The organism is Acetobacterium tundrae (assembly GCF_008086615.1).
GTDB classification, from domain to species: Bacteria; Bacillota; Clostridia; order Eubacteriales; family Eubacteriaceae; genus Acetobacterium; species Acetobacterium tundrae.
This window is the reverse complement of sequence record NZ_RXYB01000004.1, coordinates 149,883-171,848: the sequence shown is the minus strand read 5'-3', so window position 1 is coordinate 171,848 and position 21,966 is coordinate 149,883. Positions and strand designations below refer to the sequence as shown.

The 21,966-nt window shown below is 38.8% G+C and carries 22 protein-coding genes and 3 pseudogenes; 2 read left to right on the top strand and 23 right to left on the bottom strand.

Features of this window, described 5'->3' with window-relative positions:
* Positions 1-306 precede the first annotated feature (306 nt).
* The 5 genes and pseudogenes from FZC40_RS05145 to FZC40_RS05125 form a co-directional block, all read right to left on the bottom strand.
* The gene (locus FZC40_RS05145) at positions 307-1,317 is read right to left on the bottom strand and encodes a uroporphyrinogen decarboxylase family protein (protein WP_148602854.1); all 1,011 of its coding nucleotides are present in this window, start codon (positions 1,315-1,317) and stop codon (positions 307-309) included.
* A gap of 293 nt (positions 1,318-1,610) precedes the next feature.
* Positions 1,611-1,859: pseudogene (locus FZC40_RS05140) on the bottom strand (molybdenum cofactor biosynthesis protein MoaE); the annotation flags it as partial.
* A 182-nt stretch (positions 1,860-2,041) separates the two neighbouring features.
* The gene (locus FZC40_RS05135) at positions 2,042-4,981 is read right to left on the bottom strand and encodes a bifunctional diguanylate cyclase/phosphodiesterase (RefSeq protein WP_148602853.1); all 2,940 of its coding nucleotides are present in this window, start codon (positions 4,979-4,981) and stop codon (positions 2,042-2,044) included.
* Between the two features lie 22 nt (positions 4,982-5,003).
* Positions 5,004-6,464, bottom strand: a complete 1,461-nt coding sequence (locus FZC40_RS05130; protein WP_148602852.1) for an extracellular solute-binding protein — start codon at positions 6,462-6,464, stop codon at positions 5,004-5,006.
* A 310-nt stretch (positions 6,465-6,774) separates the two neighbouring features.
* Positions 6,775-7,482: an alpha/beta hydrolase gene (locus FZC40_RS05125; protein ID WP_148602851.1), complete on the bottom strand. Its 708-nt coding sequence runs from the start codon at positions 7,480-7,482 to the stop codon at positions 6,775-6,777.
* Positions 7,483-7,912: 430 nt separating this feature from the next.
* Between FZC40_RS05125 and FZC40_RS05120 the strand changes: the two are divergent.
* Positions 7,913-8,278, top strand: a pseudogene (locus FZC40_RS05120) (helix-turn-helix transcriptional regulator); the annotation flags it as partial.
* On the opposite strand, the gene FZC40_RS05115 reads toward FZC40_RS05120, so the two are convergent.
* The 4 genes and pseudogenes from FZC40_RS05115 to FZC40_RS05100 form a co-directional block, all read right to left on the bottom strand.
* On the bottom strand, positions 8,277-8,741 hold the full coding sequence (locus FZC40_RS05115) for a DUF3788 domain-containing protein (RefSeq protein WP_148602850.1): 465 nt from the start codon (positions 8,739-8,741) through the stop codon (positions 8,277-8,279). The pseudogene FZC40_RS05120 and the gene FZC40_RS05115 overlap by 2 nt on opposite strands.
* Positions 8,742-8,777: 36 nt before the next feature.
* On the bottom strand, positions 8,778-9,539 hold the full coding sequence (locus tag FZC40_RS05110; protein WP_148602849.1) for a flavodoxin family protein: 762 nt from the start codon (positions 9,537-9,539) through the stop codon (positions 8,778-8,780).
* A 14-nt stretch (positions 9,540-9,553) separates the two neighbouring features.
* Positions 9,554-9,901, bottom strand: a pseudogene (locus FZC40_RS17045) (DUF2284 domain-containing protein); the annotation flags it as partial.
* A complete protein-coding gene (locus FZC40_RS05100; protein WP_148602847.1) occupies positions 9,880-10,089 on the bottom strand; it encodes a hypothetical protein in 210 nt (69 codons plus the stop codon). The gene FZC40_RS05100 and the pseudogene FZC40_RS17045, both read right to left, overlap by 22 nt.
* Positions 10,090-10,384: 295 nt before the next feature.
* Between FZC40_RS05100 and FZC40_RS05095 the strand changes: the two genes are divergently transcribed.
* Positions 10,385-10,843 (top strand): hypothetical protein, encoded by a 459-nt coding sequence (locus tag FZC40_RS05095; protein WP_148602846.1) that lies wholly within the window; start codon positions 10,385-10,387, stop codon positions 10,841-10,843.
* 237 nt (positions 10,844-11,080) lie between these two features.
* On the opposite strand, the gene FZC40_RS05090 is transcribed toward FZC40_RS05095, so the two are convergent.
* The 14 genes from FZC40_RS05090 to FZC40_RS05030 form a co-directional block, all read right to left on the bottom strand.
* The gene (locus FZC40_RS05090) at positions 11,081-11,263 is read right to left on the bottom strand and encodes a hypothetical protein (RefSeq protein WP_148602845.1); all 183 of its coding nucleotides are present in this window, start codon (positions 11,261-11,263) and stop codon (positions 11,081-11,083) included.
* Between the two features lie 195 nt (positions 11,264-11,458).
* On the bottom strand, positions 11,459-12,244 hold the full coding sequence (locus FZC40_RS05085) for a FlxA-like family protein (protein ID WP_148602844.1): 786 nt from the start codon (positions 12,242-12,244) through the stop codon (positions 11,459-11,461).
* A 98-nt stretch (positions 12,245-12,342) separates the two neighbouring features.
* Complete coding sequence (locus FZC40_RS05080; RefSeq protein ID WP_148602843.1) at positions 12,343-12,630, bottom strand: YciI family protein; 288 nt, start codon at positions 12,628-12,630, stop codon at positions 12,343-12,345.
* Positions 12,631-12,768: 138 nt separating this feature from the next.
* The gene (locus tag FZC40_RS05075) at positions 12,769-13,752 is read right to left on the bottom strand and encodes a GGDEF domain-containing protein (RefSeq protein WP_148602842.1); all 984 of its coding nucleotides are present in this window, start codon (positions 13,750-13,752) and stop codon (positions 12,769-12,771) included.
* Between the two features lie 163 nt (positions 13,753-13,915).
* Positions 13,916-14,020, bottom strand: coding sequence for a SatD family protein (locus FZC40_RS17350; protein WP_243135754.1), 105 nt, complete (start codon positions 14,018-14,020; stop codon positions 13,916-13,918).
* A 174-nt stretch (positions 14,021-14,194) separates the two neighbouring features.
* Complete coding sequence (locus tag FZC40_RS05070; protein ID WP_148602841.1) at positions 14,195-14,863, bottom strand: DUF5336 domain-containing protein; 669 nt, start codon at positions 14,861-14,863, stop codon at positions 14,195-14,197.
* Positions 14,860-15,195, bottom strand: a complete 336-nt coding sequence (locus FZC40_RS05065; RefSeq protein ID WP_148602840.1) for a PadR family transcriptional regulator — start codon at positions 15,193-15,195, stop codon at positions 14,860-14,862. The genes FZC40_RS05070 and FZC40_RS05065 overlap by 4 nt, the downstream gene beginning before the upstream one ends.
* 358 nt (positions 15,196-15,553) lie before the next feature.
* Positions 15,554-17,521 (bottom strand): ABC transporter permease, encoded by a 1,968-nt coding sequence (locus FZC40_RS05060; RefSeq protein ID WP_148602839.1) that lies wholly within the window; start codon positions 17,519-17,521, stop codon positions 15,554-15,556.
* On the bottom strand, positions 17,518-18,201 hold the full coding sequence (locus FZC40_RS05055) for an ABC transporter ATP-binding protein (protein ID WP_148602838.1): 684 nt from the start codon (positions 18,199-18,201) through the stop codon (positions 17,518-17,520). The genes FZC40_RS05060 and FZC40_RS05055 overlap by 4 nt, the downstream gene beginning before the upstream one ends.
* 67 nt (positions 18,202-18,268) lie before the next feature.
* Positions 18,269-19,513 carry a sensor histidine kinase gene (locus FZC40_RS05050; RefSeq protein WP_148602837.1) on the bottom strand — a complete coding sequence of 415 codons (1,245 nt, stop codon included), beginning with the start codon at positions 19,511-19,513 and terminating at the stop codon, positions 18,269-18,271.
* 9 nt (positions 19,514-19,522) lie between these two features.
* Entirely contained in the window at positions 19,523-20,209 is a 687-nt protein-coding gene (locus FZC40_RS05045; protein WP_148602836.1) for a response regulator transcription factor, read from the bottom strand.
* Positions 20,210-20,316: 107 nt separating this feature from the next.
* Entirely contained in the window at positions 20,317-20,673 is a 357-nt protein-coding gene (locus FZC40_RS05040) for a hypothetical protein (protein ID WP_148602835.1), read from the bottom strand.
* A 298-nt stretch (positions 20,674-20,971) separates the two neighbouring features.
* Positions 20,972-21,199, bottom strand: a complete 228-nt coding sequence (locus FZC40_RS05035) for a 4Fe-4S dicluster domain-containing protein (RefSeq protein ID WP_148602834.1) — start codon at positions 21,197-21,199, stop codon at positions 20,972-20,974.
* Between the two features lie 170 nt (positions 21,200-21,369).
* Entirely contained in the window at positions 21,370-21,897 is a 528-nt protein-coding gene (locus tag FZC40_RS05030) for a GNAT family N-acetyltransferase (RefSeq protein WP_148602833.1), read from the bottom strand.
* Between the last annotated feature and the right edge of the window lie 69 nt (positions 21,898-21,966).

Sequence of the window (21,966 nt, the reverse complement as noted above, 5' to 3'; positions counted from 1 at the left end):
ACTGATCACAAAATAGTCCCTATATCGATCACTTTATGAAATATTGTATCATTTGATTGCCACCAGGAACAGGATTTAATGCACAAATAAATAAGTGCAAATGTGATAACACTAATGATATGTACAACACTTACACTTTTATAGTGTTAAAACACTCCATAGCATTTTTGAAAATTGGAGATGTCCAGTTAAAACATAACGGTTGAAACGGTGCCTGTTCGTTAAAATAGCCGGAGTCAAATCTCCGGCTATGCGTTCATATGAATGGTTTATTTCTTTAGGCCACCGTTTTTCAACACTGGATAATTAAAGCAATTCCTTGTTTATTTGATTAAGTTCAGTTGTAATCGCTTCGTAAACGCCAGGGTATACACTGCCTGGTCCGCCTTGTGTAATACACGGAATATAATAATGTTTTCCGCATCGTTTTACGGCCTTTCGCACTTCAGCGCCAACACTTTCTTGAGTCCAAGCCTCGTTATCAATCAGTGAGTTATCGATATCTCCCATAAAAGAAATCTTTCCACCGTAATTCTTAATGAGTTTCGGAACATTATTTGACGAAATACAGCCTTGCCAAATATCGATTCCCATTTCAATCATCAGCGGTACCAAATTCGCAGCGTAAGAATCGCTATGATGAACAATCAGCTCGACGCCGTTGGCTTTATAGAAACCATATATTTTTTTGTAAGCAGGGACAATAAATTCTTCAAACATCTCTGGAGCCATGAACGAATTCAAGGAGCTGCCCCAATCGTCATGATGGAAGATACAGTCAGGTTTATAATATTTGACCAGTTCCGCTGCATATCGCAATTCATATTCGACGATATAATCGATAAGCGCATGCATTTCTTCCGGTTCTTCATAGAAGCCCATCAGACAATCTTCCATGCCCATTAAATGATGGCATTGTTCAAAGACACCAGGGGCAACAAATGCGGTTGCAAAAACTTCGTTACGATCGATTGCTTCTATTGCCGGCATAAACGGTGCCCATGCTTCCGGTGGAAAATCTGTCTTGGGCGCTTTTACAAATTCTCGCCATTTTGTGATATCCTTAAGCACTTTGTGTTCGGCATCATGCAATGGAAATGCTCCAGGAGTTCCTTCCGGCCACGCAAAGGTAATTCCCCAACCATTTTTTGCCGGCTGGCCACCAGGCATCGGGAACTCACCCTGGCCTGAAATCGGATCTCCCATTATCATACCGTAAATTGCATCAGTACACACAAAAGCCTCATACTGATTGACAAAGCGGTCAGGATTGCCGCCTTTAATCGTTTCCAATAAATTCTGTCTTTTAGTTAGCATAAACATTTCCTCCTATAAGATATTATACCGCCATACAATTTATATGCGTATAATTATTGTAAAATCAATTATATCACCAGTTTTCAATAATTTCAAGCTTTACTTTACCGGTTAATATTTAATCTTTGATTACGATAACATTGCCGTTTTTATGCGATTATTAAGACGCAGTAATCAGGACTGAAGAATTTGTTATCCTGACACCCCGATTCGTATAAACTAGGTATTTTAAATATAAGTAATCATTTAGACCGCTTCGACTTCAAGTCTTCCATCTTTTAACTGATTTAGCTTTAAAATATCGGGTTAATGTTACTTTTTTCGATTTCAGTTTCACATGTTGTTTTAATCGATTCAACCAGGAATTGTAACGCATCGATAACATGCGGTCGGATGTCACCACCAATGAGAACATCCATAATATCTTCACCTACCTGCAGATACCCTTCTTTAAGCCAAACCCTGACATGGAAAATGCCGTCCATTTTTTTTGTTTCAGCAATGGCGGCATCAACCTTTAGGACATCATAAAAAAATTCCATCTATTTGCCGGGATATTGTTTATTCGTTCATCCTAGCGTTTCACTGCCAGCAAGGAAATTGTCATATCAATAATCATAAAAACGATGAAAAGGAGCAACTGCTAATGCTCTTTCTCATAAATTGCCAGGGTGATTCCTGGAAAGCCATTATAAAATGCCTTCTACAACAAATAAACGATCTTCTATTTTTTGTGCAAATCGAGAATTTCTTTTTTTAATCGTTCATCCTCTTTTGCAAATGAAAAGGTTGGACGTCCAAGGTAATAACCTTGTGCATAATCAATATCCATCTCTATGATTTTGACCAAATCCATTGACTCTTCAATGCCTTCCGCCACGACTTTAATGCCTTTATTATGACAGAATTCAACCAAATTAGCGACTATATTTTGTTTGTCACTATTGCTGTGAATCCCTTGAATCAGTTTCATATCAATTTTAATAATATCCGGCAGCAATGAAAGGATACGCAGTTCATTGGAATAACCGCTGCCAAAATCATCTACTGCAATTTGGATCCCACTTTTCCGAATAAATTTGATTTTTTCATTCATATTATTTGAATTATTATTTTCTTCTTCGGTAACCTCAATCACAATATTTTTAAAAATGTGACGGTAATGTCTTTCAAGCATCAAATGATCTTCTTCACTCAGTCTTTGGCTGGGGATACTATTTATGAATATTCTGCGTTCACCGATCTCCTGAGAATTTTCTTCAACGGTCTTATATGCCATTAAAATAATCATTCGTTCCAACTGTGCAGATTTTGACTGGGCAGCAGCAACCGTTAAAATTTCCATAGGATTTTTAAAGTCATTCAGTAACGAACGCATCAATGCTTCATAGGCAATGATTTCACCAGTTTTCAAATCCACAATCGGCTGAAAAGCAAAATGAATCAACTGTTCATCCAATAAACGATTGATGACTTCGCGATTTTCCAACAGATACGACATCTGTTGATAATAATCCCGATTAAATTCAAACAATCGTCCTTTTTCCTTATTCTTTGCCTCATACATTGCAAAATCGGAAAGCTTTAATAGATCGATGACGTTGTCTGCATCCTCGGGATACCAGGCGACTCCAGACGAAAAACGGATGCGGTTACTGGTACCATTCGGTCTAATGAAACTAAAGGATTTACTATAAGAATAGAGATTTCCAATAATTTTTCGAAGCTCATCCTGATCTTCATAGCCATGTAAATAAACGGCAAATTCATCTCCTGAAATTCGCGAAACAATTCCTTTAAATTGTTCAAAATAGCGAAAAATTTCACTGGCCCGGATGATGAGGCGATCCCCCATATCGTGTCCAAAATTATCGTTGATGTATTTCAAATTATCCAAATCTATAAAAATCATGGCTCCGATTTTATCCGGTTTTTCTTTTATTTTTCGATTTGCCTCACGTTTTAAAGCCGTGTTACTGAATAAATGCGTTAATGAATCATAATCCAATTCATTGGCCAAGCGACGATTTTCTTCAATATCAGCAGTGACATCCAAAATAACACCAACCGAACCGGTTGGCTGTCTAGCCTCCAAGATACGCAGCCATAGCTGTTTTCCAGCGTATTCATCATAATACTCATAAATATCATCGTGATCATCTATCGGATATTGAGTCAGTTTATTATAAAACAGAACCCAGTCATCCTTAGAAATCAGACTTCCCTGATCAATATGAAGCAGCTTGTATAAAAAATCCGTCAGAATGACATGTTTGTTGTTATCAAGAACCTCATATCCGCCAATGGGTAACAAACTCAATTCCAATATTTTCGACGTGGTCTTGGAAACATTCATCAGGCTCTGATTCAGCAATTGAACCGCAGACGTTAAATCATCAATCTCACGCATACCTGTTGGCAAAAAATGAATTTCATCATAGGGTGAAAGATTTCGAACATATTTTGACAATCTGGAAATCTTGCGGGTGAAAAAATAGACTAATACAAAAACAGCAGTAAATGCCAGCACCGTGGTAAGAGCAATACTGTAAAACACTTTCTCTCGCACAGACACCGAGTTTTCTGTCAAAACATCACTGGGTACGAAACAGGACAATGTCCAGTTTTGATCCACAAAAGGTGAATTCTCGCTGTAAACCTTCAGTTTTTGCACCGAACTGTACATGGTTCCCAATTCATCCAATGTGGTTTCAAATATTCCGCCCTCTTTTACCGCCTTCAATTGCAATGGCTCACCACTTTTTAAATAGGTTTTTGCCAGGACACCACTGGGAATAAACCAGCCTAAGTCCAGGGCATTGTCATGCATTTCTGAAATCACATAAAAACTGTTGTGATAAAGCAAATCCGAATCTGGCAAATAATGCTGAGAAAAATAAGGCATGGCAATTTCGATACCGATGACACCGTATCCGTTACCATTCTCATCTAATACCGGCATGGTATAACACACAACCTGCTGATTGTCATTTAATATATCCTTTGGTGTGGACCAATAACCAAAACGCTCCATTTCTGAGCCCTTAAACTGGGTACTCGCCCAGATTGGCTTTTCATAAAAATCAAAGTAATTTTCTTCTTTATCGGAGCGCATATCCAGATTCCAGCGAATGCTGGTTGGCATATGATATTCTTTGGATACGGCAGTCGGGCCGATTTCCAGCGAATAATTTGTAGACGCACTCACATCCGGAGTCGAATTTCTTATGTAAACTGCGGAATGCGCAGCTGTATCCGCTTTGTTGGCATTTGATCCATTCAAAATAAAGTATGCCCCAGTGACATGATTTTGCTTCAAAATTGATACCAGCGTAGCACTTGCCACCAAAGCAGCCTGATTGTAACTATCGTCGTCGAGATATAGATCTTCTGGAGATTTCTGGTTCTGCTGTGCTAATTGAACCAATTCTGAATTCAAGTTTTCGGTCTCATTTGCCATGTTGCCAATCATTGCACCAACGGATGAATCGAAGGTCTGGGCCCGGGTTTCTGTTGTATTGCTAAGCAAACGAACCGCTTCTGCATCCAACATAAAATATACCTGGGAAAACCATAAAGCAAAAATTAATGCGATACTTTGAAATATAACAATCAATGCCAATAAAATATTTAACTGTCTCCGAAGTGTCCATGTTTTTTTCATGCATTTTTCCTTACATCGTAGTTTATTCCTCAGAATATGAAATTCCTAATGTATCAAACTGACTGCGAATACTGGAAAGCCACTCGTCAAAACGGGCATTCATATCCAGGGCTGTCACTATTTCATCTTCGGTCATTCCTTGTTCCTTTAAGGCAACAGCACTTTGGCGTCCGGATTCTGCCATAGTTGTGAGGGATGTTTCCAAAACCGACCGAACATTATAACTGCCTTTAAAGGGTGTGGACGCATAGGTATTGGACTCCATAATCTGATTTAAAGCAATATCATAAACCGCCGCCACATTTTTTTCTGCCTGGTCACCGGAACTTAGAGACTTCAATGAAGCGTTATAGTCCGCATTCCCGTAAGCTCCCGTTTCTACCGGTAAATAGCCGGTTGTCATGGCAAAGGGAATGTTCTGTTCCTCGGCGGTAAACCATTTTAGAAAGAGCGCCGCACCCTCCTGCTTCTCAGGTGTAGATTTGGTCACACTCATACCTGCTCCCTGAACAATGGCGGTGGGGGTGCCTCCAGCAAAACAAGGATATGCCAGAGCAGTAAATTCAATAGGAGATCGGGTATTATCTTTTTCAATCCAGGTGGGAAAATATGCAGCGCCTGATGACGAACCAACATAGGCAATTAAATCACTAGCTTTAATATCATCTGAACGAAACTTACCAACTGCATTTAAATAGCCAAGGCTCATTCCGCCATAATAGATATCAAAAAGCTTTCTCAGGTCGGCATGATTTAAAACTGCCTTTTCATTCTTTCCATCAATGACCTCAACACCCAATTGTTTATTACCAATGATAATATAATTAGCAACCGAATCAATACCCATTAAGCTTTTACCGTCCCAGGCTATGTCCGGGGTTTGTGCATCGGTCCATTGGTAGTAGGCACGTGCGACTGCGTAGACCCCTTCCCAGGTGGTCAGGTTTTTTTCATTAACACCGGTGGCGGCAGCAAATTCATTCCAGGCTGTTGCATTGACATAAAGCAGCTCAGTACTTTTCACAATGGGAATGCTCAACAAACGATCGCCGTCATACTTGCCATCATTCAGGAATGCTGCAATATAGAGTTTCTGTTCATCTTTCGAAAAATAATCATTTAAATCACAAAGCTTGCCCAGCTGATCAATCTCAAGTCCTTTATCCGGATAGGTTGAGAACATATCCGGCATGGGTTCAGCATTGATAATACCCTTGGCCGAATCGGTTACTGCTTTCTCCAATTCTGAAATACTGCCTTTAGCCACTGCCGTAACGACGACCCCTTTTTCGGAACCCACACCTTTGTTGAACTGATCCACAGCCGTTTCCAAGGCAATCTTATTGTCCCCGACATAATAATGCCAAAGGGTGATTGACACCGGATTTTTGGGATCCAGCACCGACTTTTCCGCTGTCGAACAACTCGTCAGTAAAATAACCATACTCAACACCAGACACGCCGCTTTTAATTTTCTTTTCATTTCTCTCTCCTTAAAACATTAAAATAATTAATTACGAAGCTGATCTAAGTTTCGTAATTAATTGATATTAAAGAATCTTGCCTGTAATCATTTACACAACGGGTTTTATAACAGCGACGTTTTCTTTATCATAAAGCTCACCATGTGTTTTTTTATCTGGTGAATCATCAAAAAAGCCTCTGGCAAGTCATCAGCCAACGGCTCATATGAAGAATTAAACTATTTTTGTTGCATCCGAACTGTTTAATATTAATTATACATAAAAGCTATTAATTTTGCACTAACTTTTCGTATTATAACTGCATTTGACTCAAACGCTTATCCGCTTTTCTATCCATTGACTGAAGAAATTTAATTGTTCTTCCGTATGAAAATAATGTTCTCCATGCTCCATTACCGTCAGGTCGCAATTAAATTTGTGTGCAAAATTAGAAATGATGTCAAATTCGCACAAATCATCATCCGAACCGTAAAGAATTACGGTCGATTTAGGCCATGACCTAATCGGATGTTCTTTCACATAGCAATAATAATCCCAATATAATATCTGTCCAATCGGTGTGGCAATTTCCTTTTTTGTTTCTAACTGCTCCTCGCTTACATTAAACCACGTCATCATATTATTTATCATTCTTTCCATATCAACAACCGGCGAAACGAATATACTCTGCTTTAAATCCTCATCTTTGTAGGTCAGCAAGCTAAAATATACGCCCATACTACAAGCAAACAAACTGATATTGTTCCAATTTTTTTTTGCATATGCCATTATAATTGAAAGGTCTTTGACACAATATTGAACCTTGCATGGGGTTGGATCTTTTTTCCGTTCTCCATGCTCTGGCAAATCAAAGCTGAGTACCTGGTAACCGGTTTTTGTTAGTTTCTCTGCTAGAATTACAATTACATCATCCGCTTTGTTTGACATATTTCCATGTACCGCAATAAATATGTTTCTAGAATTTTCTCCCCATAAAATTGCAGGAATCCCCTTTATTTTCAAGTCTTGTTTAATCATTTTTTCTCCTGAATTCATTTTCTAATGTTCTATCTATTCCTTTCAGCTCTCCTCATAAACATATTAGATGTTATTTGCAAGTGCAACTCTGATCGATTTTTACATTGATTTGATTTATCTGAGCTTCTTTCACCTCTGATACAAAATACAGATTTTTACCCTGATTGGATTCATAAATAAAGTCGTACAGTGCCCTACTTGCTTAGTTGTATATTTTATTATATTATATAAACACAAACTACTCTAGGAGACTAAGTCTGAAAAGAGAAATTGACGTATTTGACTATACCAATTATTTACGGGGAGATCATCAGTGCTTATATCTTCGAATAATTATGTGCTTTGCATTAACAGCAACTCGCTAATTTGTGCATGAAAAGAGAGGACCTATAATTTTAGAATAGTATAATTGTAACAAGGAGCTGAATAAATGGAGTGGATTGAAAGATTAAATAATGCAATAAATTATATTGAAGAACACCTTACCGAAGAGGTCGATTATAATCAAATTGCAGCCGTTGCTTGTTGCTCAACGTATCATTTTCAGCGGATGTTTGCCTATATGGCAAATGTTTCCTTATCTGAATATATCCGTCGCAGGCGAATGACGCTGGCGGCAGTTGATCTTCAAGGCGCTGACGAAAAAATCATTGATGTGGCTTTGAAATATGGGTATACGTCTCCCACCGCATTTAACCGGGCGTTTAAAAACATTCACGGTGTTGCCCCTTCGCTAGTTAAAAAAGGGGGTGTCACACTCCGTGCATATCCGCCTATCAGCTTCAAAATTACGATTATTTGGGCAGTTTTACTTTAAGCTTTATTTTCTCTTTGGGTCTGACCCGAATTTTTATTAGTTCTTTTACATCATTTAATACCCTTTCTGAGGTGATGTTTATCATCAGCCATCTTCCGCCGGCTGAAAAAGGAACACTGTTAAAAAGATCCCGGGTGTATTCGCTTAAAAGCGGCAACAGGATTTCCGTTTCTGTCATTTCCTTGGTACCGATCACTACCAATGCGATAAAATAACCATCCATGGGATAAAGGGTGCAAAGGGATTTTCCGTTTTTCTTATATTTAATATTCCATCCCGGCTGAGCTGAGCACCTGCTAAAGGCCAGTTGCGGCGTAACCGAATAGGTATCTGCTAAAAAATCATTCATCTCGATCCACAAATCATTATCAATATAAGCCTCAATTTTCTCAAAAGAAGGTTCCAAATTTACCGGATATAATTCATGCCACACTTTTTTCATCACACCTCCTTTTTATTTTTATTATACGCCCTCAACCTACTTAAAAGCCACCTGCTTTATCATACTCCAGACCGCAAAAATCGCGATGATTTCAGCCAGTCCGTTTTTTATGGGATTCACCCGGACAGGATAGAAATAATTCTGTTTATCCTTGTAGAATTGGTAATCTGCCGGTAAATTCTGTTCGGACAAACTGGCCATTTTTTTGAAGATTCGAAACCAAATCAAGTTTCCCAATTCAGGCGAAGTATTATTTTTATTGACCATCGATGCATAAAAACATTTTGCACTTTCTTCAATGGCTCGATCCGTCTGATCTGCATACTTTTTTGTAGGCTCCCAAGGGGTGGTGGTTATTTTCAATTCACAGACTTTGCTGCCGCCGCCAAGGGTCATGGCAAGTGCCTTATTTACCTTTCTCAAACCAGAACCGCCATTGGCAACTAGCATCAGGGACTGATTGAAAAATTTCGGACGATGTAAACTATAGGCAAAACGATCCATGAAGTTCTTCATTAAACCGCTCACATTCTGGGTATACCCTGGCGTGCTAAGGATGACTCCATCCGCATCCAATATTTTCTTCTCGATGATTTTCCTGTCGTCCTGCAATGGACAGAAGCTTTCCCCTTTTGCGATACAGGAAAAACAACCGATGCAGGGTTGCAAATTGACATCGCTTAGAAAGATATACTGAAAATCAATATCGTCGCTACGTTTCAATTTTACTTCAATCTTCTGAACGATCTCATATCCTTTTCCCTTATGCGGACTCCCCATAATTGCGATAACTTTCATCTAATTGGCCTCCTTTAATCGATGAGCAGTATTCCATAGCGATTCATTTTCACATTCTTATCGGCTAGCACGTGAATGGGATAATCAAGATCCCGAACGGTTCCATAAACGTCAATCGCCATCGCTTCGGTACAGGGTCTTGCCATTTTTTTATTTTTACACGTGACTCTGTCCGATACGCAATCCGAACATAAATTACATTCATCCACCAGCAAAGCGAACGCTTTATGGAATCCCAGCAGAAAAATTTCCTTTTCTATTTTAAGTAATTCTTTATTAGTATGTTTACACCATTGATGTAAAGCCTCGTCGGTATCAAGCTTTTCCTGAAAATGAAAAATTACTGCACTTTCATATTCCGATAAAAACTCCCGACATTCCTGTACTGTTGGTGTATTTGGTGGGCAAGTACTTTTTTTACCGGACTATCACATCCGTACATACATTTTACTCGAACCCATTGAGCAACTTTTATTTTATCTCCAGTGACCCATTTAAAATCACTGAATTGTTTATTCAAAAATATGCTTTCTATTTTATCTTTATCCATCGGTTAACCTCGATTCATGAAAATTATATTTGTCCAGATACTCAACATGGTCTGGGATTGTCCCATCTACAACTTTTAATGGTTTGATAAATTCCAATAAAATTACATCCATATTTCACGCTCATTTAAGCTAAAACATTCGTTTTTTCATTGAGAAAAAACAGCGAATATGTTATAATCGAAGTATTGAATAAGCGGTGAAAACCATCTGTATAATCAACACTATCGCTTACATTGGTGAACCCGAAAAATATAGCCTGTGAGACCACACAATAAATGCAAATAAGGAGTTAATATGAGAAAAATCACCCTTTTTATCATTTTGGCCATTACACTGATTTTATTTTGCGCTTGCACCCCACAAAAGTCAACCGCCGGTGATGCCCCAGCGAACACGGATGCATCCACAACCACCCAAGGTTCGACACAGAGTTCGGATTCGTCCCAACTTGCCAAGTGGCCAGACGAGTTCAACGGCAAACTCCCCACCCCAGTCTGTAAAATCACCGATGTAACGCGCTATGACGAAAATTCTATGTCTGGCAAGCTGACCCTTGTTAATTTTTCAGATATGAGCAAGGCAGACGCCGAAACATATGTTGCCTCCCTGAAAGCCATGGGATTCTCTAGCGGCATTGATTTAAATGACGGCACAAAAATTGTCTTTAGCGGCGTCGGTACTGATCAATCTGCCGAAAACGGCATCAATTTTATGTATTTAAATTCCGATCAAACCGGAACGATTTCTTATTAAAGACAAGTAGCATACCATAAGCAAGCACAGGCTCTTTCGACGCTAACCGCAGTGCTAGGCATCCTCACCAGTCAAAGTTTCAATTGATGCATGGCCCTGAAAATAGCAATGCCTTCCCCAGTCACCACCCGACTGATCCGGGAGTGGTCCCTTTTGATATCAGCGATGAAGACGCTGTCCTTTTCATGTAGGACAGCGTCTTCATTTTTATAAAGAAAGAGGGAGACAGCTTTAAACTCATCGAGACAGTCTTTGTTTCTCAGCAGGCACGGGCTGATCATCAATATCGATGATCAGCCCGTGCCGTGTGTCAATAAAAGCTTGCATGCCATCGTCGCTTTCAGGTTCGACAGAAGCCATCAATTTGTTTTCGATCAAGGTGGTGGTCGCGAAGATCATTGAATAAACGTACTGGTTCATAAAGACGATCGCCAGGTCAGCGGTTGACTCATCATCACCTCGCTAATCCCGTAAAAAATTTATGGGCTTGCTATATTTTATGCTATGATATTTTCATATTTTAACCTTTTACCCGGTTCAAAACAGAAAACAAACTGAAAGAGAGCTTAAAAAACTGCCATGCTGATATCATTTACTGTTTTGGCAGCAAAAAAATCAGAAGCGAACATCGACAGGATCGTAAGAAATAAATTCATTGTTGATAATGTCGTTAGTTATATTCGTTTTATCTTCAGAAAGTTTTACACCCACGTCAGTTTTTATCTGATTAGTTTCCTTATTGTCTTCACTGGTTATGGAATCAGTTTCGCCAGTTTTCTCTGGATCTTTTTCTGACACTGCACTCTTTGTATCTTTTATTTTCTTATTAACGTCTGAAAGTTTTGCGGCTGTATTGGTGGAAACGCTGGAGATATTTCCCTTGATTTCGGAAAGTCGATTTTGTTTCAAACTTGAATCTTTGCCTCTGCTTCTATCAAGTTTTATTTCCTCGGTTAAAACCCCCGCCTGACCTTCCATATTCGTTTTTACCGCTTCGGATTTATTAACCTGTGACATGGTAATCCCGGCACTGATAAGTCCCTTCATTGAGACAACATCTAAATTTCCGGCAACTGTTTGTGTATTGCCTGGTGTTTGTTTATCTGAAGTCTTGGTTTCCACTCCCTCGACCTCCTTTTTAGTGGCTTCACTTTGGATTTCAATTTGTCGTTGCGTCAGCTGTTTATTTAAATCGTCAACCATTGCCTGCAGTTCTTGCTTTTTACTCATTTTAGTCTTGGTCGACATCTCTTCATTTTTTGAAAGATTTGCCATTTGTTCTTTTATGCTATCAATTTGTTTTCTGATTCCTTGTGAAATGCTATCCTCTTTCTTGTTTAAACTCTTTTGAGTATTACTGACAATGTTTGAGGAGTTGTTTGTTAAAGCTGCTACTCTCATTTTTTACCTCCACTTATTTATATGACTGTGTCAATTATGACACTGTTTCGCAAAATACACAACTCAAATGTTATCGTATACTTCTGCCGTTTAATACATCAACTGATCAAATCTGCCAGTTCCGGTATGCCCTTCGTGGGTTGAAATTCAATGATTTCATATTCAGCAATGTTTCCGATATGGAATGGATCTTCCGCTATTATGGCTTCAACTTCCTTTTGATCTCCGGCATTGCATAAAATGACACCGCCGTTTCTTGGGTTCCTTCTTCCGGATAAGATAAATTTTTCCTGGTTGTAGTATTTGTCCAGATACTCAATATGAGCAGAGATTGCCGCATCAACGGCTTCTAACGGTTTAATATACTTCAATAAAATTATATACATTTTCATGCTCCTTTACGCTAAAACATCCAGTTTTTCATCAAGAAAATCCGGTGACGATGCAAAATACGCCAATATTATTCTCACTCAAAAAAAGTTCCTCTGTTCATTCTGTTTTCATTTTCTTTATACATTGCTGCATTAAGAATAGTTTAGCAATTCTTCCGAGTTAATACCATCTCGGGGGAAAATTGAAATTCCAAAACTTGCACTAATATTAAATTCCATCTTTTCGACAATAAAGCACTCCGACAAAGATAATCTTATTCTTTCCACATATTCGTAGATTTCTTCTTCTTCCAAATTACGACGGATGATTAACGCAAATTCATCGCTGACCAAGCGACCCATGATATCATCTTCATGGATCACACTTTTTATTCTTGCAACAATTTCTTTCAGTAATAAATCGCCAATACGATAACCCTTAGAAGTATTGATTCTTTTGAAATCATCCAGATCCATAAAAATAACCGCAAAATTTATTTTTTCATTGTGAGCAATTTCCACAAATTGATCCAGTTTTTCAATAATCATTTTACGATTGGGAAGTTCTGTTAAAATATCGATATAGGCAAAATAATTTTCTCTGATTTCTCTTTTCTTTATTTCATTATCGTATTCTGTCATCAGGATATTCTGTTTAATAATTTCTTTTTCCGAAGTTGTAAGTTCCTCATACAGGTCAGCAAGTTCTTCCTTTTGTTGTGAAACTTCTTCCAGTTTAGCATCGAGACTTTTCTCATAAAATGAAATAATGCTAATGGTAATGATTGTACAGATTGGGACAATCACACCCGGTATTGCATTCGTGTTACCGTTTCCAAAAACCACAAATGCCACCATGACAGATACCACCATATTCATCGCAATGGCGATCAGATACCCTTGCTTTTTTACCGAGATAACCAGATAGGTAGAAATCATCACCTGGAATTGTGCAGCTATGCCACCTATATTTATACCAAATAAAAATTGAAATTGAAATTGTATTAACATCGTTATACCATAAAAAAGAAGACATATGCCGATTTTTATCCAAGGCATATACTTCTTTTCGTCAAGATCCATTTTTTTAGTACCATAACGTTCAATAAATCCGGTGTTGCTTCTATTCGTATCCATGCAAATCCCTTCTAAACGGTTAATAAGATTTGTTGTTCAGATGTTTAATTCACTTCATTTTAACACAGAAAAGTAGCCTGCTCAATGTGTGGCATGGGATGTGACAAGATTTTTACAAATATTTGATTTAACCATTTCCATCAATCTGATAGCCAGTACTTTGTCAAAAATCTCCAGACTGTTTTTCCAGTTTCTCCTGAAGTGCTTTCCGCTCAGACGGTATAATATCTTTGGACTTTATGAGATCACCAATAATTGCACAATACATCCTTCCACCTTCTTCTGCTTTTTTAGTATCAGTATGGTGTCCCGATGCGGATTGACATAGATGCCTAGCCAACTGTATTCATCATACGCCGGACGATTCAAAAAAGCACGCACCGATATGTTGGTATAGCGGGTGCATTTTGATCAATCAGAACGTCAGTATGCTCTTGATTAATCAAATCATTACATTGTCAATAAAACGGCTGACAGCCAACAATCCAACTATTAACAGAATGACCCCTATTGTAGGGATACTTACAAGATTGAATGTCAAAAAATGGCTAATCAGAAAGATCGATGCAAATATCAGAAACAGCACCACCCATGTGACCAAAAAAGACTTGATCCGATTTGATTTCTTTACCGGTTTAAATGATGTCTTGCAGACAAAATTCACAACCCCGATCGCAATGGTCACAATCAATAATCCATTGATCACATCACCCAGCGTCAGGAATAATGCCGAAAACGTCGTTTTTTTCAGAACAGCCTCAAGTATCCCGCCCGCAAGCCAAATGCCCAACATCAGACTTGATAATGAGCAAGCCTCACTGAACGCCACCAATATTTTTTCTTTCTTTGACCGAGGCGGAAAAGCATTGACGATTTCATCACAGAATTGTTTGAAATCGTCACCAATTACCGACTTCATGTTTTCGTTTCTCGCTTCGCCATCGGCAACCATCTGCATAATATCCTTTCGGACTTCCTCCTGATGATACTCCGAAATGTTGCAACCCCGCAGATAAACGACGATGTCTGTGAGACTCTTTTTGTTCATATCGTTTAAATTTTTTTCAAATTCATTATTCTCATGCAACAACTTTTTCGTTTTACTGTTCATTGATTGTCCTCCCCCAAATATTTCAATAGTCGATGCACGGCCTTATCCAATTCTTCAAAGCTATCGAAAAATTGTTTCAGTTCGTTCTTTCCAGGATCAGAAAGTTGATAATACTTTCGTTTTGGACCCTTGCCTGATTCTCGATAAGCCGCCAAAATCAATCCATTCTTTTCGAGTCTAAGCAGTAAAGGATAAATTGTACCTTCAGAAATATTACCAAAGCCAAATTTTTCCAATTGACGAGAAATCTCGTATCCATAACTGTCCTGTACACTGATGATGGCCAAAATACTGCCTTCCAGTGTTCCTTTAAGCATTTGTGATGGAATCATCTGATCCTCCTTTCGCTACCATGTAATGCATACTACTAGCTATATTGTATTACATGGTAGCTGTATTTGCAAGAATTTTTTTCGATCACACAAAAAAATCCTTCAAAAGGAGACTCAATGAGCCGTATTTCACTATAAAACTATCATCCAATTCAAACAAACCTGCTGAAAAGCCTCTTTCATTTCTTTAGAAAGAAAAAACTTCTGAGATGAATCTCATCTCAGAAGCTTTCTCCCGATTTTAATTGTTCCCGATAATACATCAACTTCTGATTTAATGCTTCAAGTTCATTCGCTTCAAGACAAGCAAAATAAGTTAAATGAACTTGGTACCATTGCCAGCAATGAGCTTTTGTACCTACAATGAGGTAATCGTTTCTGAAATAACCGTTTTCTTGATTTTTTTCAATGGGCCAATTACTGATAAAGTCCCCGTCATGATACAAATTACTGTAATCCCTACTATCTGATATAAAGGAAATGACCAGTCCGCTGCAAGAAAATCTAGCAGTTTCTTTTGTAGTAATACTCCCAATCCACACCCAATGATACACCCGGTCAGACTATAAGTAATCGACTGCGCTAAAACCATTTTATTAAGCTGTTTGTCCGACATCCCCACGGCCCGTAGCATTGCCAGATATTTGGATCGGGATACAATACTGGTATTCATGGTATTGATCATGTTTAATATACTGATTAAGGCAATGACTGCCACAAACCCATATATGAAAACGGCGATGGTCATAAAAGCGTTATCAGCCTCAGCATTCATCTGCCGTTTATCGTGCAGCGTGATGGTGTCATCAATCACTGCCGCGACTTCATTGACTGTCTGTTCGTCATTTTTGCCACTCAATTGAAGATCAATCAGATGTTCAGTTGGTTTCCCTAGAACCTTAACATCTTCAAGCTGTGATAATTTTAACGATAATTCAGAAGTCATCACCTGATCTGAAGTTAGGGTCAGATCCGGGGTATATGGTTCGTCGGTTTTCATCCCCATAAAAGCAGGATTGACCAGAACGCTGAATCCCAAAAACAGGATAATACTGATGGCGATCGAGCTGGTCATGAGGATCAGCGTCCGCTTTTTATTAATGGCGTTATTTACTCCCATGGCAATTTCAACTGGAAACAGTCTGGTGAAAACCCCTTGTTTCTGCCTTCCTGAGATTTTTACGGTCTCACTTCCGGTAACTGCATTGACTGGAGACACCTTTGCGGCCTTCTTGGCCGGCAACATGGAAGCAATTAAAACTGTCAGAAACCCAGTCAGCACCCCCGCTCCAATACCAATTCCACTGAAACTGAAAATTGAAATATCGCCAAATAGATAAGGATTGTAAATTTTTAGTATCCCGGAACAGATAAACGTTATGAACATTCCACCCAACACACCAATCGGAATGGCCTTCAGTAAAATGATCAGGCTTTCTCTTCTTACAATTCGTCTGATTTGCTTTTTTGAAGCACCAATACACCGTAATAATCCAAATTGTCGAACCCGGTCCATCACCGATATATTGAAAGTATTATAGATCATCACAACCCCGGTAACCAGTACTAGACCAAAAAGTACCACCCCAATGAGATAAAACGTTAATACACGGTTATTTTTGGTTTGAAGCATCAGGGCCAGAAGACCTTCATTGTAGCCAACCCGGTCCTCCGAAATATTTAAGCCGGCTGCAATTTCTCTTTCCGCATTCTGAATATTAACGCCCTCTTTAAGCAATACAAAATACTGACTGGTCACTGCTGACAGCCCCTCTGACGTTCCCTTTGACACAAATTCAAAGGGGATGGAAGCGGCCTTGGTGGCACCCCAATCATTAATAACACCGCTAATCACATAATCATCGGTGATCCCGTTAGACAAGGCAATATTTATCGTGTCACCAATATGCAAGGCGAGTTGGTCTAAATACCATTTTTCAAGCATGATTTCATGATCATTTTTGGGCGCCTCACCTTCTGCCAGCACAATATTCAAATTGCCAGCAAAATTCCCATCCATATATCCCAGGGCACACGTCTCGTCATTTATTTTACCCTCACCCAGGTCTTTCAGTATTCCTGAATTCTCAACATCGATCCGGCTTGCAATGGTATCAATTTCAGTCTGCGTTGGATTTCGAATGAGAATATGATAATTGCCTTCACTCTTAAGTACCTGGGCTTTCTCGAATGTCACCAGGGCATCCAACATGGAAAATATTCCCACTACCAAAGCCACCGCCATTATCACACTGAGAACTGTCAGCCTGGTTTTATTTTTATGCCCGGACAAATATTTCGGTGCTAAATCAAGATAGTTTTTCATCTCCTGCTCGCTCCAAGTTCTCTGACCATGCCATCGTTTACCTGAAAGACGCGATCCGCAAAGGATGCATAACTGTGATTATGGGTAATCATAATGACCGTCTGGTGATACTGATCTACCGACAGCTTTAATAAATTCATCACATCCTGACTATTTTTGCTGTCAAGGTTCCCCGTTGGCTCATCGGCAAGAATAATGGCTGGTTTTGTAGCCAATGCTCTGCCGATAGCCACACGCTGTTGCTGTCCTCCTGAAAGCTGGCTGGGCAGATGACGTTTTCTTTCCGTCAGACCCAAGAGCCCCAGTAATTCCTTAATGTAATTTTGATCGGGCTTTTGATAGTCCAGCAATATGGGAAGCACAATATTTTCTTCTACATTTAATTCGGGAATCAGATTAAAGGACTGAAAAACAAAACCAATATTGCGACGACGAAATACTGAAAGTTCCTCTTCTTTCATTTTATGGACCTCCCTGCCATCGATCATTACCATTCCTGATGTGGGCTGATCCAGAGCACCAACCATATTAAGCAGTGTACTTTTCCCTGAGCCTGATGGCCCGATAACCGATACAAACTCACCTTTTGATACGGAAAAAGACACTTGTTTCAATGCTTCTACTTTTGTATCGCCCATTCCATATGTTTTGTATAAATTAAGCGTTGATAAAATGTTCAATGTTCACACCTCACCTTTCTTTATTGAAATGATAGCATGCTCACATGACTGACAAGTGAATCTTTTCTTACAAATTTGTAAGCTTTGGAAAAATCAAATGAAACACGGTTCCTTCCCCCAATTCACTTTGAACTGTGATCGTGCCGCCATGCTTTTCAATAATAGATTTTGAAAGTGCTAGACCAATACCAATTCCCTGTTGATCTTTCGAGTATCGACTTCGATAAAAGCGCTCAAAAATATGATAGATATCATCCGGATGGATGCCAGAACCGTTGTCTTTGACCGTAATTTCAATTGCTAATCTATTTTCCACACCGCATATTGCAATGGAATCCATTGCTTTTGTGTGATCAAGGGCATTCTTAATGATATTCCCCAGGGCCTCATTGAGCCAAATTTCATCAAAGCACAGCCTGATAGACCGATCACAGACCAGACTGATTTTTTTATTTTCAAGTGCTGCACGGGTCATAAAAGCAGACCGGCATTTTTCAAGAAATTCATTCAAGTCATGGGTGTTCTTTTCCAGCGCAATGGTTCCGGCGTCAAGCTTGGCAAGCTTCAATAGATTCTGGATCAGATTTTCCATCCGTAACAGCTCCCGCTGACTTTTTTGCGAAAAATCAACCACCACCGCATTGCCTGGCTTTTCATCCAGAATAATTTCATTATACATTTGCAATGCCGCCAGAGGCGTTTTTAACTGATGAGATATATCGGAAATCGTTTCTTTCAGAAAAAGCCGATTGTTTTTTTCCTTTTCCATATGAGCAGTTAGGGCTGTTGCCATAGTATTGATTTTTGCAAATAAACGAGAGAGATGGTCTTCATAACTGTCCTCTAAACGGATGGATACGTCCCCATCCATAAAACCTTGAATTTTTTTGCCAGCATCATTAAGCTGTTTATCCTGTTTCCATAGAAAAAAAGAAAATGTCGCCAACAAGAGCAAGGAAAAACTGAGCGAAAGTGCCAATGCGATGAACGCATATTTCTGTTGGAATCCCGTGATCTCAGGCAATAAGAAATTACTTGTATTTTCATCATAGCCCGAATCCTTTAACACGGCTGTTCCCATCTTCTGATCAACTGCTGTTTTTTGAGTGGTGAAGGCCATCTTTATCAGCTGTTCATCCAATCCGTTTCCAAGCAGATACCCCGCTATTTCAGCATCATGTGCAATCATATTTCTTTTATAATCGCCTGCCATCCGCATCACATAAATCTGACTGACAATAATAAGCAGCAACAGAATTAACACCATTACTGCCGCTTGAAATCTCACATTTTTATCACTTAGTATCAACATTGTCTATCCTCACTTTTGGTCGTTCCATTTATAACCCACGCCTCTGACCGTTACAATATTCAATGGTTTTTGCGGATCTTCTTCGATTTTTCTCCGTAATCTGCGTATATAAACTGACAATGTATTATCATCAACAAAATTCCCATTTTCATCCCAAAGTCTGTCCAATATAAGAGATCTGGTTAACGTCATGTTCGGATTCTGCATCAATAAACATAAAAGCCGATATTCGGCTCCGGTGAGTTCAACAACGCTATTTTCTTTAATCACCCGATTTTCATCCATCTTAATAATGATGCCATTGGATTTAAGTTCATTTTGTGAATCATGCGTGATTTCGGCACGTCGCAATAGCGCATTAATTCTGGAAATGAGTTCATTGAGCTTAAATGGCTTAGTAATGTAATCATCCCCACCCATATCGAGGGCCATCACAATGTTGACCTCCTCGTCTGAGGCAGTCAAAAATATAATGGGGACCGTTGAATTTTGTCTTGCCTTCTTGCATATATCAAACCCCGTTCCATCTGGCAGCACAAGATCCAACAGTAAAAGGTCATAATTTTGTATTAACAATCGAGAAAGCGCTTCCTGTACAGTTCTGACAACATCAACCTGAAATCCGTTTTTATTCAGGGAAAACTCAAGTCCATCGATGAGACTCAAATCATCTTCTACCAGAAGAATATTATTCATTGATCTTTCCTCCCTTTTTCTGTTCTTATTGCCAGTATGCAACAAATACTTCATACTAATGATACCGCTGGAATATAATGGGCATCAGGAAATAAATATTTCTTATGTTAAACGAGATTGACTCTGGAAACATGAAAATTATTAAGCGTAACAAAGGGATCGCCGTCATCTCCAACTTCCTGAATAATCACAATGGGATCAGAAATGAGACCATATTTCTCATCTTCAGGATATGTCACAGCAATTGTAGGTTTATTCCCTGCATATGAGATCATACTTTCCATTGAATCCCATTTCGTACACAAGAAAAAATGCGCATACTCGCCTTGATCAACAATTTTTAAAAATGCACCTCTATTTCCATTGATTGCCAATGTATCCTTTACACCTGTCTCGTATTCATATTTTTCAAAAGAATCACTCATTTCAATGGGCACGATCCCATGCCATGTTCTTGATATCATATTCAAATCTCCTTACTCACTTCATAGCTTTTGACGTATCAGCAGGGATAACACGAAAAATAACACGGGGGCGTTTTGACTTACATAAACACCACAAATCGACTTGTCGTATGACAAATGAAATGCAAACTCCAGGCTATCATTTTATCAATGATGAAACAGACACAATTCAAAAAAACAAAACTTTCTTAGCTAAATATAAAAAAAAGAGCCAACATTGAAGGTGAAAATGCTGAACTCAAACTGCAACTTTTTCGTTGATCCCGAACTGTCACCCGATCTTGGGTAATCTACATCATTACCGGTTAGGCGGTAACCAATCCGTATCATCACCATTATAGGTAATTGATCCACTTGGACATAAATTTCCGCATCCATGGCAATGATCAACACAACCATCCGGATAAATAACAAGGGCTGAAGGTGCCTTCTCTTTATCATATACATCATGGGTACATTTTTCTGTGCAACTGCCACAACTAATACAAGTTTCATAATCAATAACTGGATACCACTGTTTTGCCATTTTTATTCTCCTCGTCTATTAGATATTCTTTTTATATTAAACTACAAAAGATTCAAAAAATCAATTGATTAACTTATCCCGTGGACTGATTTCCAAATACGGGGGGATTTCATTTTTATTTATCATCGAAAAGGTACTTTCGTCTTTCCGAACTTCTTTTTATTCTGATTTTAGAATATTAACCGAAGGACTTTTCCCTCCAGAATAATCGCGCCCTTATTGCAGGGATAGTTGCAGTCTTCAAAATATTTGAACCCCAGTTTCTCCATGACATGTTCAGACCTCAGATTCTCTTTTGCATGTCTCCCCACAATTTCTTTTAACTTTAGGTTCTCGCTTGCAAATCTTAAAATTTCGCCCATGGCTTCAGTGGCAAAACCTTTTCCCCAGAACGGTTTGCCTAAATTATAGCCAATTTCAAACATCCTAAATTCTTTCTCATAATATATCAGACCGGTGCCGATTAAACTCTCAGTTTCTTTTTTCACCAGCCCCCATCTGAACCAGTCATCATCAAAGATTTTCTCAGTTTCAAAGGACAGCCATTCTTTTGTTTTATTGATATCATTATGGCTGGTCCAGAACATATACTGCGCTACATCAGGGTCGGTTTCCCAGCCATGGAACACGTCTTCTGCATCATCCTGTGAAAATGGTCTGAGTATTAATCTCTGTGTTTCCAGAATCGGTGTTTTCATAAATTTCCTCCACTGTATACTATAATTAAAATTATTTAAGTTAGATGCTGCCAAAGAAATCACCCGTAT

Excerpts from the sequence above, each read along its gene's own strand:
- FZC40_RS05070 (WP_148602841.1), bottom strand. The coding sequence starts at position 14,863 with ATGAACAGTAAAACGAAAAAGTTGTTGCATGAGAATAATGAATTTGAA.
- FZC40_RS05045 (WP_148602836.1), bottom strand. The coding sequence starts at position 20,209 with ATGAATAATATTCTTCTGGTAGAAGATGATTTGAGTCTCATCGATGGA.
- FZC40_RS05100 (WP_148602847.1), bottom strand. The coding sequence starts at position 10,089 with ATGGATAAAGATAAAATAGAAAGCATATTTTTGAATAAACAATTCAGT.
- FZC40_RS05145 (WP_148602854.1), bottom strand. The coding sequence starts at position 1,317 with ATGCTAACTAAAAGACAGAATTTATTGGAAACGATTAAAGGCGGCAAT.
- FZC40_RS05050 (WP_148602837.1), bottom strand. The coding sequence starts at position 19,513 with ATGTTGATACTAAGTGATAAAAATGTGAGATTTCAAGCGGCAGTAATG.
- FZC40_RS05110 (WP_148602849.1), bottom strand. The coding sequence starts at position 9,539 with ATGAAAGTTATCGCAATTATGGGGAGTCCGCATAAGGGAAAAGGATAT.
- FZC40_RS17350 (WP_243135754.1), bottom strand. The coding sequence starts at position 14,020 with ATGTATTGTGCAATTATTGGTGATCTCATAAAGTCCAAAGATATTATA.
- FZC40_RS05135 (WP_148602853.1), bottom strand. The coding sequence starts at position 4,981 with ATGAAAAAAACATGGACACTTCGGAGACAGTTAAATATTTTATTGGCA.
- FZC40_RS05075 (WP_148602842.1), bottom strand. The coding sequence starts at position 13,752 with ATGGATACGAATAGAAGCAACACCGGATTTATTGAACGTTATGGTACT.
- FZC40_RS05085 (WP_148602844.1), bottom strand. The coding sequence starts at position 12,244 with ATGAGAGTAGCAGCTTTAACAAACAACTCCTCAAACATTGTCAGTAAT.
- FZC40_RS05040 (WP_148602835.1), bottom strand. The coding sequence starts at position 20,673 with ATGATATCAAGAACATGGCATGGGATCGTGCCCATTGAAATGAGTGAT.
- FZC40_RS05115 (WP_148602850.1), bottom strand. The coding sequence starts at position 8,741 with ATGAAAAAAGTGTGGCATGAATTATATCCGGTAAATTTGGAACCTTCT.
- FZC40_RS05090 (WP_148602845.1), bottom strand. The coding sequence starts at position 11,263 with ATGAACCAGTACGTTTATTCAATGATCTTCGCGACCACCACCTTGATC.
- FZC40_RS05080 (WP_148602843.1), bottom strand. The coding sequence starts at position 12,630 with ATGTATATAATTTTATTGAAGTATATTAAACCGTTAGAAGCCGTTGAT.
- FZC40_RS05125 (WP_148602851.1), bottom strand. The coding sequence starts at position 7,482 with ATGATTAAACAAGACTTGAAAATAAAGGGGATTCCTGCAATTTTATGG.
- FZC40_RS05035 (WP_148602834.1), bottom strand. The coding sequence starts at position 21,199 with ATGGCAAAACAGTGGTATCCAGTTATTGATTATGAAACTTGTATTAGT.
- FZC40_RS05065 (WP_148602840.1), bottom strand. The coding sequence starts at position 15,195 with ATGATTCCATCACAAATGCTTAAAGGAACACTGGAAGGCAGTATTTTG.
- FZC40_RS05060 (WP_148602839.1), bottom strand. The coding sequence starts at position 17,521 with ATGAAAAACTATCTTGATTTAGCACCGAAATATTTGTCCGGGCATAAA.
- FZC40_RS05095 (WP_148602846.1), top strand. The coding sequence starts at position 10,385 with ATGAGAAAAATCACCCTTTTTATCATTTTGGCCATTACACTGATTTTA.
- FZC40_RS05130 (WP_148602852.1), bottom strand. The coding sequence starts at position 6,464 with ATGAAAAGAAAATTAAAAGCGGCGTGTCTGGTGTTGAGTATGGTTATT.
- FZC40_RS05030 (WP_148602833.1), bottom strand. The coding sequence starts at position 21,897 with ATGAAAACACCGATTCTGGAAACACAGAGATTAATACTCAGACCATTT.